The organism is Jatrophihabitans sp., from assembly GCA_036389035.1.
In the GTDB taxonomy this organism is placed as follows: domain Bacteria; phylum Actinomycetota; class Actinomycetes; order Mycobacteriales; family Jatrophihabitantaceae; genus Jatrophihabitans_A.
The window spans coordinates 58,600-76,485 of record DASVQQ010000032.1; the positions used below are offsets into that span (position 1 = coordinate 58,600).

13 protein-coding genes and 1 pseudogene are annotated in these 17,886 nt (G+C 71.3%); 6 read left to right on the top strand and 8 right to left on the bottom strand.

Annotated features, from left to right (window positions below; translation table 11 throughout):
- Positions 1–22: 22 nt before the first annotated feature.
- Entirely contained in the window at positions 23–1,555 is a 1,533-nt protein-coding gene (glpK, locus tag VF557_17020) for a glycerol kinase GlpK (GenBank protein ID HEX8081917.1), read from the bottom strand.
- 347 nt (positions 1,556–1,902) lie between these two features.
- Here glpK and VF557_17025 point away from each other — a divergent pair.
- Positions 1,903–2,631: pseudogene (locus tag VF557_17025) on the top strand (serine hydrolase).
- A gap of 265 nt (positions 2,632–2,896) precedes the next feature.
- Here VF557_17025 and VF557_17030 read toward each other — a convergent pair.
- The 5 genes from VF557_17030 to VF557_17050 all read right to left on the bottom strand — a co-directional run bounded on the left by VF557_17030 (position 2,897) and on the right by VF557_17050 (position 8,563).
- Positions 2,897–4,096 (bottom strand): YhjD/YihY/BrkB family envelope integrity protein, encoded by a 1,200-nt coding sequence (locus VF557_17030; GenBank protein HEX8081918.1) that lies wholly within the window; start codon positions 4,094–4,096, stop codon positions 2,897–2,899.
- Positions 4,097–4,099: 3 nt separating this feature from the next.
- Positions 4,100–4,624: a 2'-5' RNA ligase family protein gene (locus VF557_17035; GenBank protein HEX8081919.1), complete on the bottom strand. Its 525-nt coding sequence runs from the start codon at positions 4,622–4,624 to the stop codon at positions 4,100–4,102.
- A gap of 6 nt (positions 4,625–4,630) precedes the next feature.
- Entirely contained in the window at positions 4,631–5,644 is a 1,014-nt protein-coding gene (gene trpS / locus VF557_17040) for a tryptophan--tRNA ligase (protein HEX8081920.1), read from the bottom strand.
- A gap of 55 nt (positions 5,645–5,699) precedes the next feature.
- Entirely contained in the window at positions 5,700–7,100 is a 1,401-nt protein-coding gene (locus tag VF557_17045) for a hypothetical protein (protein HEX8081921.1), read from the bottom strand.
- Positions 7,101–7,219: 119 nt separating this feature from the next.
- On the bottom strand, positions 7,220–8,563 hold the full coding sequence (locus VF557_17050) for a hemolysin family protein (GenBank protein HEX8081922.1): 1,344 nt from the start codon (positions 8,561–8,563) through the stop codon (positions 7,220–7,222).
- Positions 8,564–8,713: 150 nt separating this feature from the next.
- Between VF557_17050 and galE the strand changes: the two genes are divergently transcribed.
- The 5 genes from galE to VF557_17075 all read left to right on the top strand — a co-directional run bounded on the left by galE (position 8,714) and on the right by VF557_17075 (position 15,695).
- Complete coding sequence (gene galE / locus VF557_17055) at positions 8,714–9,739, top strand: UDP-glucose 4-epimerase GalE (GenBank protein HEX8081923.1); 1,026 nt, start codon at positions 8,714–8,716, stop codon at positions 9,737–9,739.
- Entirely contained in the window at positions 9,732–10,892 is a 1,161-nt protein-coding gene (galK, locus tag VF557_17060; protein HEX8081924.1) for a galactokinase, read from the top strand. Before galE ends, galK begins: the two co-directional genes overlap by 8 nt.
- Before the next feature lie 203 nt (positions 10,893–11,095).
- Positions 11,096–11,392, top strand: coding sequence for a hypothetical protein (locus VF557_17065; GenBank protein ID HEX8081925.1), 297 nt, complete (start codon positions 11,096–11,098; stop codon positions 11,390–11,392).
- A gap of 128 nt (positions 11,393–11,520) precedes the next feature.
- Entirely contained in the window at positions 11,521–12,696 is a 1,176-nt protein-coding gene (locus VF557_17070) for an exonuclease SbcCD subunit D (protein HEX8081926.1), read from the top strand.
- Between the two features lie 20 nt (positions 12,697–12,716).
- Positions 12,717–15,695 carry an SMC family ATPase gene (locus VF557_17075; protein ID HEX8081927.1) on the top strand — a complete coding sequence of 993 codons (2,979 nt, stop codon included), beginning with the start codon at positions 12,717–12,719 and terminating at the stop codon, positions 15,693–15,695.
- Positions 15,696–15,719: 24 nt separating this feature from the next.
- Here the strand turns inward: VF557_17075 and VF557_17080 are convergent, their stop codons facing one another.
- Together VF557_17080 and VF557_17085 are read right to left on the bottom strand one after the other, a co-directional pair.
- Positions 15,720–16,514 (bottom strand): enoyl-CoA hydratase/isomerase family protein, encoded by a 795-nt coding sequence (locus VF557_17080; protein HEX8081928.1) that lies wholly within the window; start codon positions 16,512–16,514, stop codon positions 15,720–15,722.
- A 20-nt stretch (positions 16,515–16,534) separates the two neighbouring features.
- On the bottom strand, positions 16,535–17,749 hold the full coding sequence (locus VF557_17085) for an NADP-dependent isocitrate dehydrogenase (GenBank protein ID HEX8081929.1): 1,215 nt from the start codon (positions 17,747–17,749) through the stop codon (positions 16,535–16,537).
- Positions 17,750–17,886: the final 137 nt, after the last annotated feature.

Sequence of the window (17,886 nt, forward strand, 5' to 3'; positions counted from 1 at the left end):
TGACGCTCATCGGTAACCTCTCCTAGCTGACATCGACCCAGTCCAGGGTGCGCCCGATGGCCTTCTGCCAGCCGGCGTAGCCGTCGGCGCGCTGCTGGTCGCTCCACCGCGGCGACCAGCGCTCGGCCTGGTTCCAGTTCGCCCTGAGTTCATCGGTGTCCTTCCAGAATCCGACCGCCAGTCCCGCCGCGTACGCGGCGCCCAGGGCAGTGGTCTCGGCGACCACCGGGCGGCTGACCGGCACCCCGAGGATGTCGGCTTGCAGTTGCATGCACAGGTTGTTGGCGGTCACCCCGCCGTCGACCTTGAGCACGTCCAGGCTCACCCCGGAATCTCGCGCCATCGCCTCGATGACATCGCGGCTCTGGTAGCAGATCGCCTCCAGGGTAGCTCGCGCCAGGTGCGCGCTGGTGTGGTAGCGCGACAGGCCGGCGATCACTCCCCGGGCGTCGGATCGCCAGTACGGCGCGAACAGGCCCGAGAAGGCCGGCACGAAGTACACCCCGCCGCTGTCGCTGACCCGGGCCGCCAGCGCCTCGATCTCGGCCGCCTCGGAGATGACGCCGAGCTGATCGCGCAGCCACTGCACCGCCGAGCCGGTCACCGCGATCGAGCCCTCCAACGCATAGACCGGCCGGTCGCCGCCGAACTGGTAGCACACCGTCGTCAGCAGGCCGTGCTCGCTCACGACCGGCTCGGCGCCGGTGTTGAGCAGCAGGAAGTTTCCGGTGCCGTAGGTGTTCTTGGCCTCGCCCGGGGCGAAGCAGACCTGGCCCACGGTGGCGGCCTGCTGGTCTCCGAGGTCACCGGTCAGGGCGATCCCGGCCGCCGCGCCGGCCACCGCGACCTCGCCGTAGCCGGCTGGGTCCGAGGACGGCCGGATCTCGGGCAGCATCGCGCGCGGGATGCCGAAGAAGGACAGCAGCTCCTCGTCCCAGTCCAGGGTGCGCAGGTCCATCAGCATCGTCCTGCTGGCATTGGTGACGTCGGTGAGGTGCACGCCGCCGGAGACGCCGCCGGTCAGGTTCCACAGCAGCCAGCTGTCGGTGGTGCCGAACACCGCCTCGCCCGACCCGGCCGCGGCCCGGACCCCGTCGACGTTCTCCAGGATCCACTGGATCTTGCCGGCCGAGAAGTAGGTGGCCGGCGGCAGGCCCGCCCTGGCCCGGATGACCTCGCCCCGGCCGTCGCGTTGCAGGGCGGCGGCGATCCGGTCGGTGCGGGTGTCCTGCCAGACGATGGCGTTGCAATAGGGCCGTCCGGTGCGGCGGTTCCAGACCACCGCGGTCTCGCGCTGGTTGGTGATGCCGAGCGCGGCGATGTCGGCGGCGGCCAGGCCCGCGGCGCTGATCGCGGCCTGCAGCACGGCGGCGCTGCGCTGCCAGATCTCCACCGGGTCGTGCTCGACCCAGCCGGACCGGGGCAGGATCTGGCGGTGTTCGAGCTGGTGCTTGGCCCGCTCATTGCCGCCGTGGTCAAAGACCATGCACCGGCTGCTGGTGGTGCCCTGGTCGATCGCTGCGACGAAGTCAGGCACCGGCGAGCTGCCAGCCACGCGCTAATCCCGAGACCCGCCTGCTCAGCCGCATGCCTCATTATCTTCGCCGGCGCCGGCCGCGCCGACGGCGGGCCGGGCACGGCTCGCCGCTGAGCATTTCAGTTCCTGCGTTACCGACCCCGCGCTAGTAGCCTGACCCGGTGCGAGGTCAACCGGCGCCGAGCCGTCGAGCGGCCGGGCTGGCGCTCGCCGCCATCACCTCGCTGGCCGTGCTGGCCGGGCCCAGCAGCGCGCTGGCCTCCTCACCGGCCTCACCGGCGCCGATCAAGCCCACCTCGGGTGGCGCCTCACCGAGCACCCCCAATCCGCACCCGCCGGCCGGTGGCTGGTCACCTGACGGCGTGGTGCCCGGTGGACCGCATCTGACCAGCCGCGGGCTGGTCGCTCCGCCCGGCGCTCCGGCGCTGCCCAAGGGCATCCGGGCGCACGGCTGGATCCTGGCCGATCTGAACTCCGGCGCGGTGCTGGCCGCCCGGGACCCGCACGGGCGCTACCAGCCGGCCAGCATCCTCAAGGCGCTGACCGCGCTCACCGTCGCCCCGAATCTGCCGGGCACCCGGGTGGTGACGGTCTCGCCGACCGCGGCCGTGGCCGAGGGGTCCGCGGTCGGGCTGCTGACCGGGGCCCGGTACTCGGTGGACCAGCTGTTCTCCGCGCTGTTCCTGGTCTCGGCCAACGACGCCGCCACCGCGCTGGCCGAGGCCAACGGCGGGGTGGCGCGCACCGTGGCGCAGATGAACGCCTACGCGGCCAAGCTGGGCGCCTATGACACCGTCGTCCAGACCCCCTCGGGCCTGGACGGCTGGCAGCAGCTCACCTCCGCCTACGACATGGCGCTGGTGTTGCGCGCCTTCGTCAACCAGCCCCGGCTGGCGGCCTACAGCCGGTTGCCCAGCGCCGGCTTTCCACCGCGGGCCAGCAAGCACGGCCGGGTCGGGCGCTACCAGTTCGACAACCCCTCCCAGAACTTCCTGAACAAGGTGCCCGGCGCCCTGGTCGTGAAGACCGGATTCACCGACGCCGCCCGCCACACCTACCTCGCCGCCGCCGAGCGCAACGGCCGTCGGCTCGGGGTGATCCTGCTGCGCAACGAGCGGCATCCGGTCGACCAGTACCTGCAGGCCGGGGCCCTGCTGGATTGGGGCTACGCGCTCAAGCCCACGGTCAAGCCGGTGGGCATGCTGGCCGGACCCGTCCAGGCAGGCCAGCCGGCCGCCGCCGGCGCTTCGGCGGCCGCCGGCGCTGCGGCCACCGCGCCACCGGCAGTCGCCGCGACCCTGGCCGAGCTGGCGACGCCGAGCGGCGGCATGCGCTGGAGCCTCGCCGCGCTGGTGCCGATCAGCGCGCTGATCGCCGGCGCTCTGTGGCTCGGTAACGCCACCGCTGTACGGCGGCGAAGGATCCGGCGCCAAGCGCGGCGCCGGCGCTCAGCAGGCCGGCAGCCACCGCCGCAGCCGACACCGGAGCGCGGGATGCGCCGGCCGACCGCGCCGGCCGATCGCCCGCCGGGTCAGCGGCAGTCCCAGCCGCCCCGACCCCAGCCGCCCCGACCCCAGTTCCCTCGGCAGCCCCAGTCCCAACCGCCTCGGCAGTCCCAGCCGCCTCGGCAGTCCCAGCCGCCTCGGCAGTCGCAGCCGCCCCAGTACCGGCCTCAGCAGCCGTCGCAGCCCATGCCACGCAGAACAGCAGGTAACGCGACACCAGATAGATCCAGACCAGCACCCCGACCACCGGGCCGATGACCGCAGCGGCCGGTGACTCGGTGATCCGGTCGATGTAGAAGGTCCCGACCAGCTTCAGCACCTCGAAGCCGACCGCGGCCAGCAGGGTGGCGCGCAGCGCCAGCCGTCGCGGCACCCGGACGTCGGGCAGCCGGATCATCAGCCAGCCGTAGATGATCATGCTGCCGGCGATGCCCAGCAGGATTGAAAGGCACCAGGTGAGCGTTCCGGCGCCGGTCACGCCGTGTAGCCCGAGGCCGCGCAGCACCAGGTCGCTGGCCGCCGTGCCGCCCGCGGTGACCCCGACGGAGACCACGACACCGACGCCCAGGCCCGCCAGCACCAGGGCGTCGGCCGCCTTGGCGGCAAGGAAGGACCGCTTCTTGGCCACGATGCCCCAGACGGTGTCGATCGCCGTGCGCAGGTTGGCGATCCAGCCCAGGCCGGCCACCGCGACGCCGGCCAGGCCGAGCGCGCCGACGCCGGCGCGCTTGTCGATCGCGCCCCGGATCACCTGCTGGACGGTCTGGCCGAAGGCGCCGGGCAGGTTGGAGCTGATCTGGTCGAACAGCTCGCTCTGCAGCTCAGGCCGCGACGCCAGCACGAACGCGGTGACCGAGACCCCGAGCAGGACCAGCGGGAACAGCGCCAGGAAGCTGAAGTACGTGATGGCGGCGGCCAGGTCATTGCCGTGGTTGTCCTTGTAATGCCGATACGCCGCGACCAGGTGGGCGATGGCGGGCCGGGCTCGGGTGAGCGCCTGCCAGCGTTGGGTGGCGCCCGAGCGGAGCCGACCCCACGCCGCCTTGAGCGGCACCGGTCAGAAGCCTGTCAGGGCGTATTCACGGTGCGGGCGCCAGGTGCCGTCCTCGTCCTGGGCGTACAGCGTGAACCCCTCGACCTTGAACTGGGCGACGAAATCACGCAGCCCTTCGAAGGCCTGATCCAGATCCTCATCGGCTACGTCGTGTCCCACCGTGACATGCGGGTGGTAGGGAAATTCCACCTCGCGCACGATCGGACCCCGACGCACCGCTTGTTCCAGCAGTTCGCACTGGGCGATGCCGGTCGAGACCTGGACGAAGACCACCTGGGACACCGGCCGGAACGTCCCGGTGCCCGAGAGCCGCATGGTGAAGGGCAGCACGGTGCCGGCGGCCTCGGCCAGGTGCTTCTCGACCAGGTCGAGCTGATCGGCCTCGACCTCGGTGGGCGGCAGCAACGTCACGTGCGGCGGGATCTTGCCCGCTTCAGGGTCACCGATGCGACGGCGCCAGCCACCCAGCACGGCAGCATGCGGCTCGGGTATCGCCAGCGCGACACCCACCTTGATTCGGTTACCCATTTGGGCTCAGCCTACGACAGCCGGCAGGAAGCCGACCTTGGCGTAAGCGTCGGCCACCGTGACCGAGGCCAGTCTCCGGGCCCGCTCAGCGCCCTTGGCCAGGATCCGGTCCAGTTCGGCGGGGTCCTCCAGCAGCTCGCGGCTGCGGGCCGCGAACGGCTGGGCGAAGCCGATCACCGACTCGGCGACGGCGCTCTTCAACGCGCCGTAACCCTGGCCGCTGAACTCCTTCTCCACCGCGTCGACGCCGGAGCCGGTGATCGCGGCGTGGATCGCCATCAGGTTGGACAGTCCCGGTTTGCGCTCGGGGTCATAGCGGATCTCGCCGTCGGCGTCGGTGACCGCCCGGCGCAGCTTCTTGGTGATCACCGCCGGGTCGTCGGAGAGGTAGATGGTGCCCGCCTCCGGCCGCGACTTCGACATCTTCGCGCTCGGGTCCTGCAGGTCCAGGATCTTGGCCGCCGACTTGGGGATGAAGGCCTCGGGCACCACGAAGGTCTGGCCGTAGCGGGTGTTGAACCGCTGGGCGAGGTTGCGGGTCAGTTCCAGGTGCTGGCGCTGGTCCTCGCCGATCGGCACCTGGTCGGCCTGGTAGAGCAGGATGTCAGCGGCCTGCAGGATCGGGTAGGTGAACAGCCCGACGCCCTGCCGGTCGGCGCCGGCCTTGGCCGACTTGTCCTTGAACTGGGTCATCCGGCTGGCCTCGCCGAAGCCGGTCAGGCACTCCAGCACCCAGGACAGCTGCGGATGCTCCGGGACGTGGGACTGGACGAACAGCGCGCACCGGTCCGGATCCAGCCCGGCGGCCAGCAGCTGGGCGGCCACGATCCGGGTCCGCTGGCGCAGCGCGGCAGGCTCGGGTGGGTCCAGGGTGATCGCGTGCAGGTCCACCACGCAGTAGTAGGCGTCGAAGCCGTCCTGCATCTGGACCCAGTTCTGCACCGCGCCGAGGTAGTTGCCCAGCTGCATGGACTCACCGGTCGGCTGGATGCCGGACAGGACCCGCGGTTGGTTGCTCACGAAACCAGATCATTCCATCCGAGCGGGCGCGCTCAGCGTCCGGCCGGGCAGCCGGTCACGGCGCGCAGTCGCTGAGAGTCGGTGACGCGCTGGCGCTGGCCGATGAGGAGCTGGCCGATGTCGAGGCGGAGCTGACCGACTGGGCAGCGGTGGCGGACTGGACCCTGCTGCCACTCGAAGCGGCGGTGGCCGAGCCGCTGCCGCTGGGAGTGGTTGAGCCGCTCGGCGTGACCGAGCCGCTCGGCGTGGCAGCCGTCGTGCTGGGCTTGGCGGCGCCGGGCTTGCTCGTCCTCGACTGGGGGACGGCCGTGTTCACCGAGCTGCTCGAGCTTGACTGGGTCGGTGACGGGCTGGCCGACGGGCAGCTGGCACTGCTCGAGGTGGTGGGGCTGGCGGTGGCCGTCGCCGAGGAGGTCTCGGCCGCGCTGGAACTGGCCGGGGCCGACGGGCTGGGCCGCGAGCTGGAGGTCGCCGCCGCCGTCGGGGCGGTGCTGGGCGCCTTGCTGGGCTTGGCCACCGGCTTGGGCGGCCGGCTCGACTGCGGCGGGCGCACCTTGGTGACGTCGCTGATCACCGGCAGCGGGCTGTTCGGCAGCGCCGAGGCGCCGTCGCGGTAGGCAGCGCCCCAGGCCAGCACGGTCGCCAGGTACGGCGCGGAGTAGTTGTAGCTCAACACCGCGGCCCGCAGGCCGGGCCCGGTGGACAGGTCCCGGTCGTGGGCGCAGAGGTAGCGACCGGCGGCCAGGGTGGCGTCGAAGATGTTGTTGGGGTCGGTCTTGCCGTCGGCGTTGGCGTCCGCGCCCCAGCGCTCCCAGGTGGTGGGGATGAACTGCATCGGCCCGACCGCCCGGTCATAGACGGTGTCGCCGTCGTGGCGGCCGCCGTCGGTGTCGGTGATGATCGCGTCACCGACGATCCCGCCGTTGAGGCGCGGCCCCAGGATCCGGCCGCGGGTGGTGCCGTCGGCGATCAGCCGGCCGGACTCGGCGTGCCCGGACTCGGTGCGCCCGATGCCCGCCAGCAGCCACCAGGGCAGCTTGCAGGACGGCTGCTCGACCTTGAGCTCGGCGGCGGCCAGGCGATAGGCCTGCAGCACCGTCAACGGGATGCCGAGAGCTCCGGAGGCCCCGGCCGGACCCAGCGTGACGGCCTCGGCCGCCAGCGGCGCGGTATCGCCGCCGGCCGGCTGCGCCTTGGCGATGCGGGACGGCCGGATCGGCAGCGGACCACTCCACGGGGCGGTTGTCGCCGGCTCGGCTGCGCTGGTGGCCTCGGCCGGGCCGGGTACCACGCCGACCGCCGCCGCTGGAGCCGCAGCCGCGGCATTGTCGCTGGAGGTGTCGAGCACCGGTCCGCAGACCATGGCCAGGGCCGCGAGCGCGGCCGCGCTGGTGACAGTGCGGGTCAGTGACAGCTTCAGACGCGCCCGGCGGGGGGCGTATCGCGGTTGTGACACAGAAAGATCCTCAATCAAGGACGCGGCGTGGCTGCTTTTTCAGACTATCCATTCTTATCATCGGCCGGAGGTGGCCGCACCACCAGGCTTAACGCCCTACTAATTTCTACCTGAGTGGTCTATTTCACCCGGTGCCCGGCCTCAGCCGTCACCGCTTCGGCTGCCTCGGTCTCGGGCAGCGGCTCGACCCGGAGCCTGGACGCGCGCCGGCCCTCGATTTCGAGGACCTGAACCAGGTGGTTGTGGATCTCGACCTGGTCACCGACCTGGGGCAGCTTGCCGAGCCTGGCCATCAGGAAGCCGCCGGCCGTCTCGTACGGCCCTTCGGGCAGCTCGAAGCCGGCGTACTCGGCGAACTCATCGAGGTTGCAGCGGCCGTCGACCTCGACGATCCCGCCGGTCAGCCTGCGAGCCGAGGAGGACTCCGAGTCGTACTCGTCCCGGATGTCGCCGATGATCTCCTCGATCAGGTCCTCCAGGGTGACGATGCCGTCGGTGCCGCCGTACTCATCGACCACGATCGCCAGGTGGTGGCCCTCGCGGCGCATCTCGCTCAGCGCGGCCAGCACCTTCTTGGAGCCGGGCAGCACCTTGACCTCGCGCACCAGGTCACCGACCACCAGCGACCGGTCGGTGGAGAGGTCGACGCCCGGAGCGCCCATGATCAGGTCCCGGATGTGGACGAAGCCCAGCACGTCGTCGTTGCTCTCACCGATCACCGGATAGCGCGAGTGCGGCGAGTCACCGGCCAGCTTGACGGCCCGGCTGACGGTCAGGCCGGCCTCCAGGAAGAGCACCTCGGTGCGCGAGATCATCACCTCGCTGACCGAGCGCTCGCCGGCGGCGAAGACGTCGTCGATCAGCCGCCGCTCGTCGGTGCTCAGCGACTCGTGCGCGGCCACCAGGCCCCGCAGCTCCTCCTCGCTGATGCTCTCGCGATTGACCTGCGGATCGCCGCCGAGCACCCGGACCACCAGGTCGGTGGACTTGGACAGCAACCAGATCACCGGCCGGAACACCGTGGCCATCCGGTCCAGGGTCGGCCCGAACAGCAGAGCGGCGCCCTCGGGCCGCTGCAGCGCCAGCCGTTTGGGCGCCAGCTCGCCGATGACCAGGGTGACGAAGGTGATGATCATGGTGACCCCGAGGATGCCCACCACTCCGGCCAGCGTCTCGCCGACGCCGGCGCGGATCAGGCTGTCCTTGGCCGTCTCCGAGAGCGTCACCGCCCCGAAGGCCGAGGACAGCAGCGCGGTGGAGGTGACCCCGATCTGGACGGAGGCCAGAAACCGGTTGGGGTCGGCCAGCAGCTTGGCGACCGCCTGACCGCGCCGGCCGCCCTCGGCCATCGAGCGGGCCTGGCCCTCGCGCAGCGACACCAGCGCGATCTCGGCGGCCACGAACAACGCCTCGATCAAGATCAGCGCCAGCACTATGCCGATGTTGAGCGCGGTGCTGTTCATGGCAGGTCCGCTCCTCCTGGTTCGTCACGCTGGTTCGCGAGCAGCCGCCGGCGAGCGCTTCCACCGGGCAACTTCTGCGAGTGTAAGGTCGACGCCCACGGCGACCCCGACAACGGCGACGACGACCGAACATGAGAGTCTCCAGCCATCATGCGCGTACTCGTGACCGGCGGCGCCGGCTATATCGGAAGCGTGGTCACCGCCGAACTGCTCGGCGCCGGCCATTCCGTCACCGTCCTGGACGACCTGTCCACGGGGCACCAGGACGCGGTGCCGGCCGGGGCCGACTTCGTCCGGGCGAGCATCACCGAAGCCGATCCGGTGCTGGCCGCCGGGCGCTTCGACGCGGTGCTGCACTTCGCGGCCAAGTCGCTGGTGCCCGAGTCGGTGACCGCCCCGCAGCTGTACTGGCAGAACAACACCGTCGGCAGCCTGGCGCTGCTGGAGTCGATGCGCCGGCACGACCTCCGCACGATCGTGTTCTCCTCCACCGCCGCCACCTACGGCGAGCCGGAGACCGTGCCGATCCTGGAGTCATCCCCCACCCGGCCGACCAACCCCTACGGCGCCAGCAAGCTCGCGGTCGACCACATGCTGACCGGCTACGCGCGGGCGCACGGTTTCTCCGCGGTCAGCCTGCGCTACTTCAACGTCGCCGGCGCCCGGATCACCCCGGAGGGCTCGCTCGGTGAGCGCCATGCCACCGAGACCCACCTGATCCCGATCGCGCTGCAGGTCGCGGCCGGCAAGCGTCCGGTGCTGCAGGTCAACGGGGTGAACTACCCGACCCCGGACGGCTCCTGCATCCGCGACTACATCCACGTCCTGGACCTCGCCGACGCCCACCTGCGGGCGCTGGACGCGGCCAGCCACCAGCCGGACGGCGACGGCGGCGAGGGCAGCCACCTGATCTGCAACCTCGGCTCGGGCTCTGGCTCCTCGGTGCGCGAGGTCATCGAGTCGGTGCGGCGGATCACCGGCCGGCCGACGCCGGCCCAGGACGCGGCCAACCGACCCGGGGACCCGGCGGTGCTGATCGCCTCCAACGACAAGGCCGGGGCCGTGCTGGGCTGGCGTCCGACCCGGGACCTGGACCGGATGGTCTCCGACGCCTGGGACTTCTATCAGCAGCAGCTGTCCCGGAGCACCGATCCGACAGGTGGTGGCGATGTCTAGCACGTCCGAACCGGCTGGCACGCCCGAACCGGCTGAAGCCGAGCCGGTCGAGTGCACCTGGCGCGCCCCGGGCCGGGTCAACCTGATCGGTGAGCACACCGATTACAACGACGGCTTCTGCCTGCCGATGGCGATCCCCCACGGCTGCACCGCCACGGTGTCCCCGCTGGCCGAACCGGTGCTCGAGGTCGTCTCGGTCCAGCGCGAGGGCCCGGTGGAGATCGCGCTGGATGAGCTGGCGCCGGGAGCGCTGAGCGATGATGACGAGTGGGCCGGCTACGTGGCGGGGGTGGCCTGGGCGCTGCGCGAGCGCGGTCACGAGTTTGCGGGGTTGTCGATCACGGTGGACAGCGACGTCCCGGTCGGGGCGGGGCTGTCCTCCTCGGCGGCGCTGGGGTGCTCGGTCGCCGCGGCGCTCAACGACCACCTGGGCCTGGGACTGGACCGGCCCGAGCTGGTCTCGGTGGCCCGGCAGGCCGAGAACGACTTCGTCGGGGCCCCGACCGGCGGCATGGACCAGCTGGCCTCGATCTTCGGCGAGCGGAACCGGGTGCTGCTGTGTGACATGCGGACCCTCGACGTCGAGCCGGTTCCCTTCGATCTCGAGGCGGCCGGGCTCACCCTGCTGGTGATCGACACCAAGGCGCCGCACCAGCTCACCGACGGCCTCTACGGCGAGCGCCGCGACGCCTGCGAGCAGGCCGCCCGGCTGCTCGGCGTGCCGGCGCTGCGCGACCTCGGCCTGGAGGAGCTCAGCGACGCGATGGACCGGCTGCCGGATGAGACGCTGCGCAAGCGAGCCCGGCACGTGATCACCGAGAACGACCGGACGCTGGCCTGCGCCGACCTGCTGCGGACCGGCCAGCTACGCCAGATCGGGCCGTTGCTGACCGCCTCGCACGCCAGCATGCGCGACGACTTCGAGATCACCGTGCCCGAGGTGGACCTGGCGGTAGAGGTGCTGCTGGCCTTCGGCGCCTTCGGGGCCCGGATGACCGGCGGCGGCTTCGGTGGCTGCGTGATCGGGCTGATGGAGCCGGCCCAGGCCCGGGCGGCGGCGCTGGCGGTGGTGGCCGCCTACGCGGGCCGGGATTACGTCGAACCGGTCAGCTTCACGGTGACGGCCGTCGACGGCGCGCACCGGCTGGACTGACCTGACCGAAGGCTCGGCAGCAGCTGCTCGCCTCGCCGGTTGATTGGGGGCAGAATCCGTCGTCCTGGCTCCTTGAATGGCCCAGGAGTCGAGCGGAATGTCCCTCTTGACCCCCTACTTAACCGGGCATATGGTCTATCCCCCCGACCCCAGGCTGACTCGGACAAACCGATCGGCGGTCGTGGTGAATTAAGGAGATGACCATGGGCATTCGTGGATCGGTGCGGGTCGCGGCGGCCGGCTTGGGCGCGGTGGCTGCCGTGGCGTTGATGCCAGCCGCCACGGCACACGCGGCACTGCCGGGGCAGGTCTGCAACGTCAACCAGAACACCTGGGTCCGGTGGACCGAGGGCGGCAGCGTGCGGTACACGATCCCGGCCGGAGGTGGCTTCCGGATCGACCACTTCAACCATCAGGAGACCTGGATCTACGGCCATGGCAACGGCCAGCCCAACGGGTGGATCCCGAACGACGGGCGTCTCTACAACTGCCACTGGTGAGCCCCGCGGTCGGCATCCGTTCACCCTTCGTGCTCAACGCCCGGTGAGCGGGTGCCCGGAGCCGTGCGGATCGTGCGCGGCTGAGTCGCTACCCGATTCTGTCGGGGGCCGCTTGTAGCTTTCTTTCCATGCGGTTCCTGCACACCTCCGACTGGCATCTGGGTCGCACGCTGCACGGCGTCGACCTGCTCGATGCCCAGGCGGACGTGCTGAACCAGATCTGTCAGCTGGTGGCGCATCCGTCAGACGGGGTGCCGGTCGAGGCGGTGCTGATCGCCGGTGACGTCTATGACCGGGCGGTGCCGCCGGTCGAGGCGGTGGCGCTGTTCGCCAGCACGCTGGCCGAGTTGACCAGGCACAGCACGGTGATCGTCACGGCCGGCAACCATGACTCGGCCATCCGGCTCGGCTTCGGCGCCGAGCTGTTCACCGAGCGGCTGCGGGTGCGCACCGACCCGGCTGCGGTCGGCTCGCCGGTGCTGCTGGGGAACGGGCCGGCCCAGGTGGCGATCTACCCGCTGCCCTACCTCGATCCCGACGTCGCCCGCGCGGTGCTGGCGCCGCCTGACCAGCCACTGGAGCGCTCGCACCAGGCCGTTCTGACGGCCGCGATGGATCGGGTCCGCCACGACCTGGCCAGCCGGCCACCGGGCACCCGATCGGTGGTGCTCGCGCACGCCTTCGTGGTCGGCGGGCTGCCGAGTGAGAGCGAGCGCGCCATCGTGGTCGGCGGAGTCGACAGCGTCGCGGCCGGAACCTTCGACGGCGTGGACTACGTCGCGCTCGGGCACCTGCACGGCGCCCAGCAGCCGCGCGGTTCGGCCGGCACCGTGCTGCGTTACTCCGGCTCACCGTTGCGGTACTCCTTCTCCGAGCTGACGCACACCAAGTCGGTCACGCTGGTCGATCTGGCGCCCGAGGCGCCGGTTCGGATCACCGAGGTAGCGCTGCGGCAGCCGCGAGAGATGGTCGAGTTGACCGGCGAGCTGGCTGACCTGCTCGCCGATGACCGCCACCGGGCGGACTGGGTCCAGGTGACGGTCACCGACCGGTCCCGGCCCGACCAGCTCTTCGACCGGCTCAAGTTCCACTTTCCGCACCTGCTGCGCATGACTCACTCCCCCCTCGGCGCACAACCGACCGGTGAGCTGGCGGCCACCGCGGCGGTTCAGAGCCCTCGACAGCTGGGCGCCGACTTCATCGAGCACGTCACCGGCCTGGCTGCGCTGGAGGTCGAGCTGGAGCTGTTCGAGCGCGCCTATCAAAGCGCCAGCACCGCCGAAGCGCGACCGGGCGGCGGCTGATGCGACTGCACCGACTGCGCATGACCGCGATCGGCCCGTTCGCCGACCGGGTCGAGATCGACTTCAGCCGGTTCGGCAACAGCAGCCTGTTCCTGCTCGAAGGCCCGACCGGATCAGGCAAGACCACCGTGCTCGACGGAATCAGCTTCGCCCTGTACGGCAAGCTGGCGCAGAGCACGGCAACCGCGGAGCGGCTGAAGTCACACCACGCCCCGCCCGACGCCGAGCCGGTGGTCGAGCTTGTCTTCGAGACCCAGAGCGGGCTCTACCGCATCCGACGCACCCCGAGCCATCAGCGGCCGAAGAAGCGGGGCACCGGGACCACCCCGGTGCATATGACCGTCAAACTCTGGCGGCTCGGCTCACTCGACCATCCGGACGGCGGAGTGCTGCTGTCTGCCAATCTCGGCGACACCGAGGACGAGATCACCCGGGCGGTGGGGCTGACGCACGCCCAGTTCGTCCAGACCGTGCTGCTGCCGCAAGGTGAGTTCGCGAGCTTCCTGCAGTCCAGCACCAACGACAAACGCGCTTTGTTGCAAAGGCTGTTCGGCACCGAGGTGCTGGCCCGTGCCCAGGAGGCGCTGGTCGAGGGCCGCCGGGCCGCCGAGCAGCGGCGGGCCGCGGCGACCGCGACGGTGAGCCGGGCGGCGCACGCGCTCGCCGGCGCCACCGGCCTGGCCGAGCACGAGCTCAACGAGCTCGCCGGCCACTGCGAGGCCGGGAACTGCGCTGCCGTCACCGCGCTGCTGGCCGGAATGCGCGAGGGGCTGCAGGCGACCGTGTCAGCCGCCGCCGAGCATCAGGCCGGCGCGACCACGGTTCGCTCGCACCGCTCGGCGCAGCTGCGTCAGGCCCAGGACCTGGCCGGACGCCGGGCCGTCCGCGAGCAGTTGCGAGCCGAGCAGCAGCGGCTACTGGCCGGCGCGGACGAGCACCAGGCCGCCTGCGCCGAGCTGGCCGCCGCCGAACGGGCGCTGCTGGTGCTGCCCGCCGCCGAGGCGTTGGCCGTCGCCGGCAGCCGGTTCGAGCAGGCCGCGCAGGCCGAGACCGCCGCCCGGGCCCGGCTAGTGCCAGCGCTGCGCGCGCTGCCGGAGTCGGGCCTGCGAGCCGCTGCCGCGGGCGGGCGGACCAAGCTCGGCGAGCTCGCCGAGGGACTGCGGCGGGAACGCCGGCTGGAGGGCCAACGAGCCGACCACTCCCAGCTCCAGCGGCAGCTGGCGCTGCAGCTCGAACGTCGCCAGCAGGCCGTGGCGCGGTTGGCCGAGCTGCCAGCCCGGCAGGCCGAGCTGGCCGAGGACCGCGATCTGGCCGCTGTCGCCGCCAGCCGGCTGGTCGACCTGAGCGCCGAGCGCGACCGGGCCCAGGCACGATTGTTGGCCGCCCGGCAGGCGGTGGCCGCGGCGAAGCTGGCGGCTGAGAACCAGCAACTGGCCCAGGAGCTCTTCGACGCCGCCGAGGGCCAGCGGGCCCGGCTGGACACCCTGCGGGTCAGCTGGCGAGCCAGCATCGCCAGCGAGTTGGGGATGGCTCTGCAGAGCGGCCAGGAGTGCGTGGTGTGCGGCTCGGTGGAGCACCCGAGACCGGCCCGGCCCGCCGATGGCCACGTCAGCCAGGAGCTGGTCAACTCCGCCGAGGACGAGCTGCGCCGGTTGAGCACCGAGGTCGAGACCCGCCGCGCCGAGCTGGCTGAGCAGCGCTCCGAGCTGGTCGAGCTGCAGATCAGAGCCGAGCAGCTCAGCCCCGAACGGGCCAAGGCCAAGCTCGAGCAGGCCAGCGCCGGGCTGGCCGCGGCCCAGGCAGCCGCCGACCGGCAGCGGGCCCTGGACCTGGAGCTGGCCGAGATCGCCGGCCAGCTCGCCACGCTGACCGAGCAGGTCCAGCAGGCCACTGTGGCCGAGACCAGGCTCACCGAGCGCCGCGACGCGCTGTCGGCCAGCATCGCCGAAGACGTCCTGGCGGTGACCGAGGCGCGCGACGGCCATCCCAGCGTGGTCGATCGGGTCGCGGCGCTGAACGCCGAGGTGGCGCTGCTGGACGCCGCCGCCGCCGCCTGCTCGGCCGCTGCCGCGGCGCTGAACGCCGAGGCCGAGGCCCGTGACCGGTTCCAGGCCGCGCTGGCCGCCGCCGAGTTCGACGAGGTGGCCGCCTGGGATCTCGCCAGGCGCGGCAGCGCCGAGTTGGCCGAGCTGCGCGGCCAGATTCGCAGGTACCAGCAGCGGCTGGACGAGGTCTGCGGCCAGTTGTCCGCGGCCGAGCTGACGGACCCGCGGCTCGACGAGCCGCCAGCTGACCTAGCCGAACTCACCGAGCGCCTGCAGGCGGCCGAGGCAGCCGAGGCAGCCGCCGCCGCCGAGCACGGCGCGGCTGCCAGCCGGCTCGCCGAGGCGATCAGCCACGCCGAGCGGCTCGAGGCCGCGGTCCGGCGGGGAGCCAGAGTGCTGACCGAGACCGCCGCGGCCATCCGGGTTGGCAACCTGGTGGCCGGACTGGACGACAACCAGCTGAAGATGGAACTCACCACCTACGTGCTGGTGCGCCGGTTCACCGAGATCGTCGGCGCCGCGAACTCCCAGCTGCGCCGGATCTCCGGTGGCCGCTACGAACTGGAGCACACCGCGGCGCGCACCGGCAACTCCCGCTCAGGTCTGGGCCTGCGGATCCTGGACCTGCACACCGGAAAGACCCGCGACCCCGGCACCCTGTCCGGCGGCGAGACCTTCTACGTCTCGCTGTCGCTGGCGTTGGGGCTGGCCGACATCGTGCGCGCCGAGTCCGGCGGGGTGGACCTGGGCACCCTGCTGATCGACGAGGGGTTCGGCAGCCTTGACCCGGACGTGCTCGACCAGGTGCTGGCGGTGCTCGACAGCTTGCGCGCAGGCGGCCGGGCAGTGGGGGTGGTCAGCCACGTCGAAGAGGTCAAGCGCCGGATCGCCGACCAGATCCAGGTGCGGCCCAACCCCGACGGCTCCTCGCGACTGCTGAGCACCGTCGGCTGAGCGACCGGCGGCTGAGCGACAACCTCAGCGCGTCTCGGGGTCGGACGGCTCCGGGCGCCAGCTGAAGACCGGCTGCCGGCGGTCCAGAAACGCCCGCGGCCCCTCGACGCCGTCGGCGGACAGCCGCCAGCGGGCCGTCCAGCGCTCGAACGCGGCGTCGGCGTTCCCGCCGTCGGCGATCAGGTTGACCAGTTCCTTGCCGGCGAACTGGGTCATCGGCGCCAGCGGCAGGATCGCGGCCACCAGCTCGGCCACTGCCGCGTCGAGCTCGTCAGGCTCGACCACCTGCTCGACCAGCCCGATCCGCAGCGCCTGCGCCGCGTCGATCGGCTGGGCGGTGAAGATCAGCCGCTTGGCCGCCGCCGGGCCGACGAGTTCGACCAGCGCTCGGGTGGAGCCGACCGGGTAGATCACCCCCAGCCTGGCCGGCGGCACCGCGAAACTGGCGCTGCTGTCGGCGACCCGCAGGTCACAGGCCACCGCGATCTGGTTTCCGCCGCCGAAGCAATGCCCGCTGATCCTGGCGATGCTCGGCATCGCCAGGTTGCGCAACGCCCGCTCGGCGTCCTCCACGACCTCTTTCAACACCGCCTCGTCCTCGGACAGCGAGCTGATGTCAGCGCCGGCACAGAAGGATGGCCCCGCCCCGGTCACCACCAGCACCCGCAACCGCGGGTCGGCGTCCAGCTCGGCGCAGATCGCGGCCAGCTCGCGCCACATCGCAAGAGTCAGGGCGTTGCGCTTGGCCGGCCGGTTGATCGTCAGCGTCGCGACCGGTCCGTCGATCGACACCAGCAGATCCTGGCCCGGCCGGCTCATCTGGCTCCTCGGCGGAGGAACTAGGCCATCGCCTTCTTGAGGTTGTCATCGATCGCGCTCAGGAAGTCCTCGGTGGTCAGCCAGGGGCTGTCCTTGGAGATCAGCAGCGCGAGGTCCTTGGTCATCTGACCGGACTCGACCGTCTCGATGCAGACCCGCTCCAGCGTCTCGGCGAAGGCGGTCACCTCGGGGGTGTTGTCCAGCTTGCCGCGGTGGGCCAGGCCCCGGGTCCAGGCGAAGATCGAGGCGATCGGGTTGGTCGAGGTCGGCTGGCCCTTCTGGTGCTGGCGGTAGTGCCGGGTCACCGTGCCGTGCGCCGCCTCCGCCTCGACGGTCTTGCCGTCCGGGGTGGCCAGCACCGAGGTCATCAGGCCGAGCGAGCCGAAGCCCTGCGCCACGATGTCGGACTGCACGTCGCCGTCGTAGTTCTTGCAGGCCCAGACGTAGCCTCCCTCCCACTTCAGCGCCGCGGCGACCATGTCGTCGATCAGGCGGTGCTCGTAGGTGATCCCCTTCGCCTCGAAGTCCGCCTTGAACTCGGCTTCGAAGATCTCCTCGAAGAGGTCTTTGAAGCGCCCGTCGTACTTCTTCATGATCGTGTTCTTCGTGGAGAGGTAGACCGGGAACTCCCGGTTCAGCCCGTAGCGGAACGAGGCTCGGGCGAAGTCGCGGATCGAGTCGTCGAGGTTGTACATCGCCATCGCGATGCCGGCGTCCGGGAAGTCGAAGACGTCGATGTCGATCGCCTCGCCGCCGTCGTCGGGCTGGAAGGTGAGCTTGAGCTTCCCCTTGCCCGGGATCTTCGTGTCCTCGGCGCGGTACTGGTCTCCGAACGCGTGACGGCCGACGACGATCGGCTGCGTCCAGCCCGGCACCAGGCGCGGGACGTTGGAGATCACGATCGGCTCGCGGAAGATGACGCCGCCGAGGATGTTGCGGATCGTGCCGTTGGGCGAGCGGTACATGCGCTTGAGGTCGAACTCCTCGACGCGCGCCTCGTCGGGCGTGATCGTGGCGCACTTGACGCCGACGCCGTGCCGCTTGATCGCGTTCGCCGCGTCGACCGTGACCTGATCGTCCGTCGCATCGCGGTGCTCGATCCCGAGGTCGAAGTACTTCAGGTCGACATCGAGGTACGGGAGGATCAGCTTGTCCTTGATGAAGGACCAGATGACGCGCGTCATCTCGTCCCCATCAAGCTCCACGATGGGGTTCTTCACCTGGATCTTGGCCATGAGGCGGGCGATGCTATGCGACGATGGGCGCATGGGGCGCTCCGGCTCGTCGTACCAGCTCATGCGAATCGCAGGCATCCGCATCGGCGTGGACGCGAGCTGGTTCCTGATCCTGTTCCTGGCGATCTTCTTCCTCC

Bases quoted from the DNA above. Each gene is read 5' to 3' on its own strand.
- VF557_17035 (HEX8081919.1), bottom strand. From the start codon at position 4,624: ATGGGTAACCGAATCAAGGTGGGTGTCGCGCTGGCGATACCCGAGCCG.
- VF557_17050 (HEX8081922.1), bottom strand. From the start codon at position 8,563: ATGAACAGCACCGCGCTCAACATCGGCATAGTGCTGGCGCTGATCTTG.
- galE (HEX8081923.1), top strand. From the start codon at position 8,714: ATGCGCGTACTCGTGACCGGCGGCGCCGGCTATATCGGAAGCGTGGTC.
- galK (HEX8081924.1), top strand. From the start codon at position 9,732: ATGTCTAGCACGTCCGAACCGGCTGGCACGCCCGAACCGGCTGAAGCC.
- VF557_17065 (HEX8081925.1), top strand. From the start codon at position 11,096: ATGGGCATTCGTGGATCGGTGCGGGTCGCGGCGGCCGGCTTGGGCGCG.
- VF557_17070 (HEX8081926.1), top strand. From the start codon at position 11,521: ATGCGGTTCCTGCACACCTCCGACTGGCATCTGGGTCGCACGCTGCAC.
- VF557_17075 (HEX8081927.1), top strand. From the start codon at position 12,717: ATGACCGCGATCGGCCCGTTCGCCGACCGGGTCGAGATCGACTTCAGC.
- VF557_17080 (HEX8081928.1), bottom strand. From the start codon at position 16,514: ATGAGCCGGCCGGGCCAGGATCTGCTGGTGTCGATCGACGGACCGGTC.
- VF557_17085 (HEX8081929.1), bottom strand. From the start codon at position 17,749: ATGGCCAAGATCCAGGTGAAGAACCCCATCGTGGAGCTTGATGGGGAC.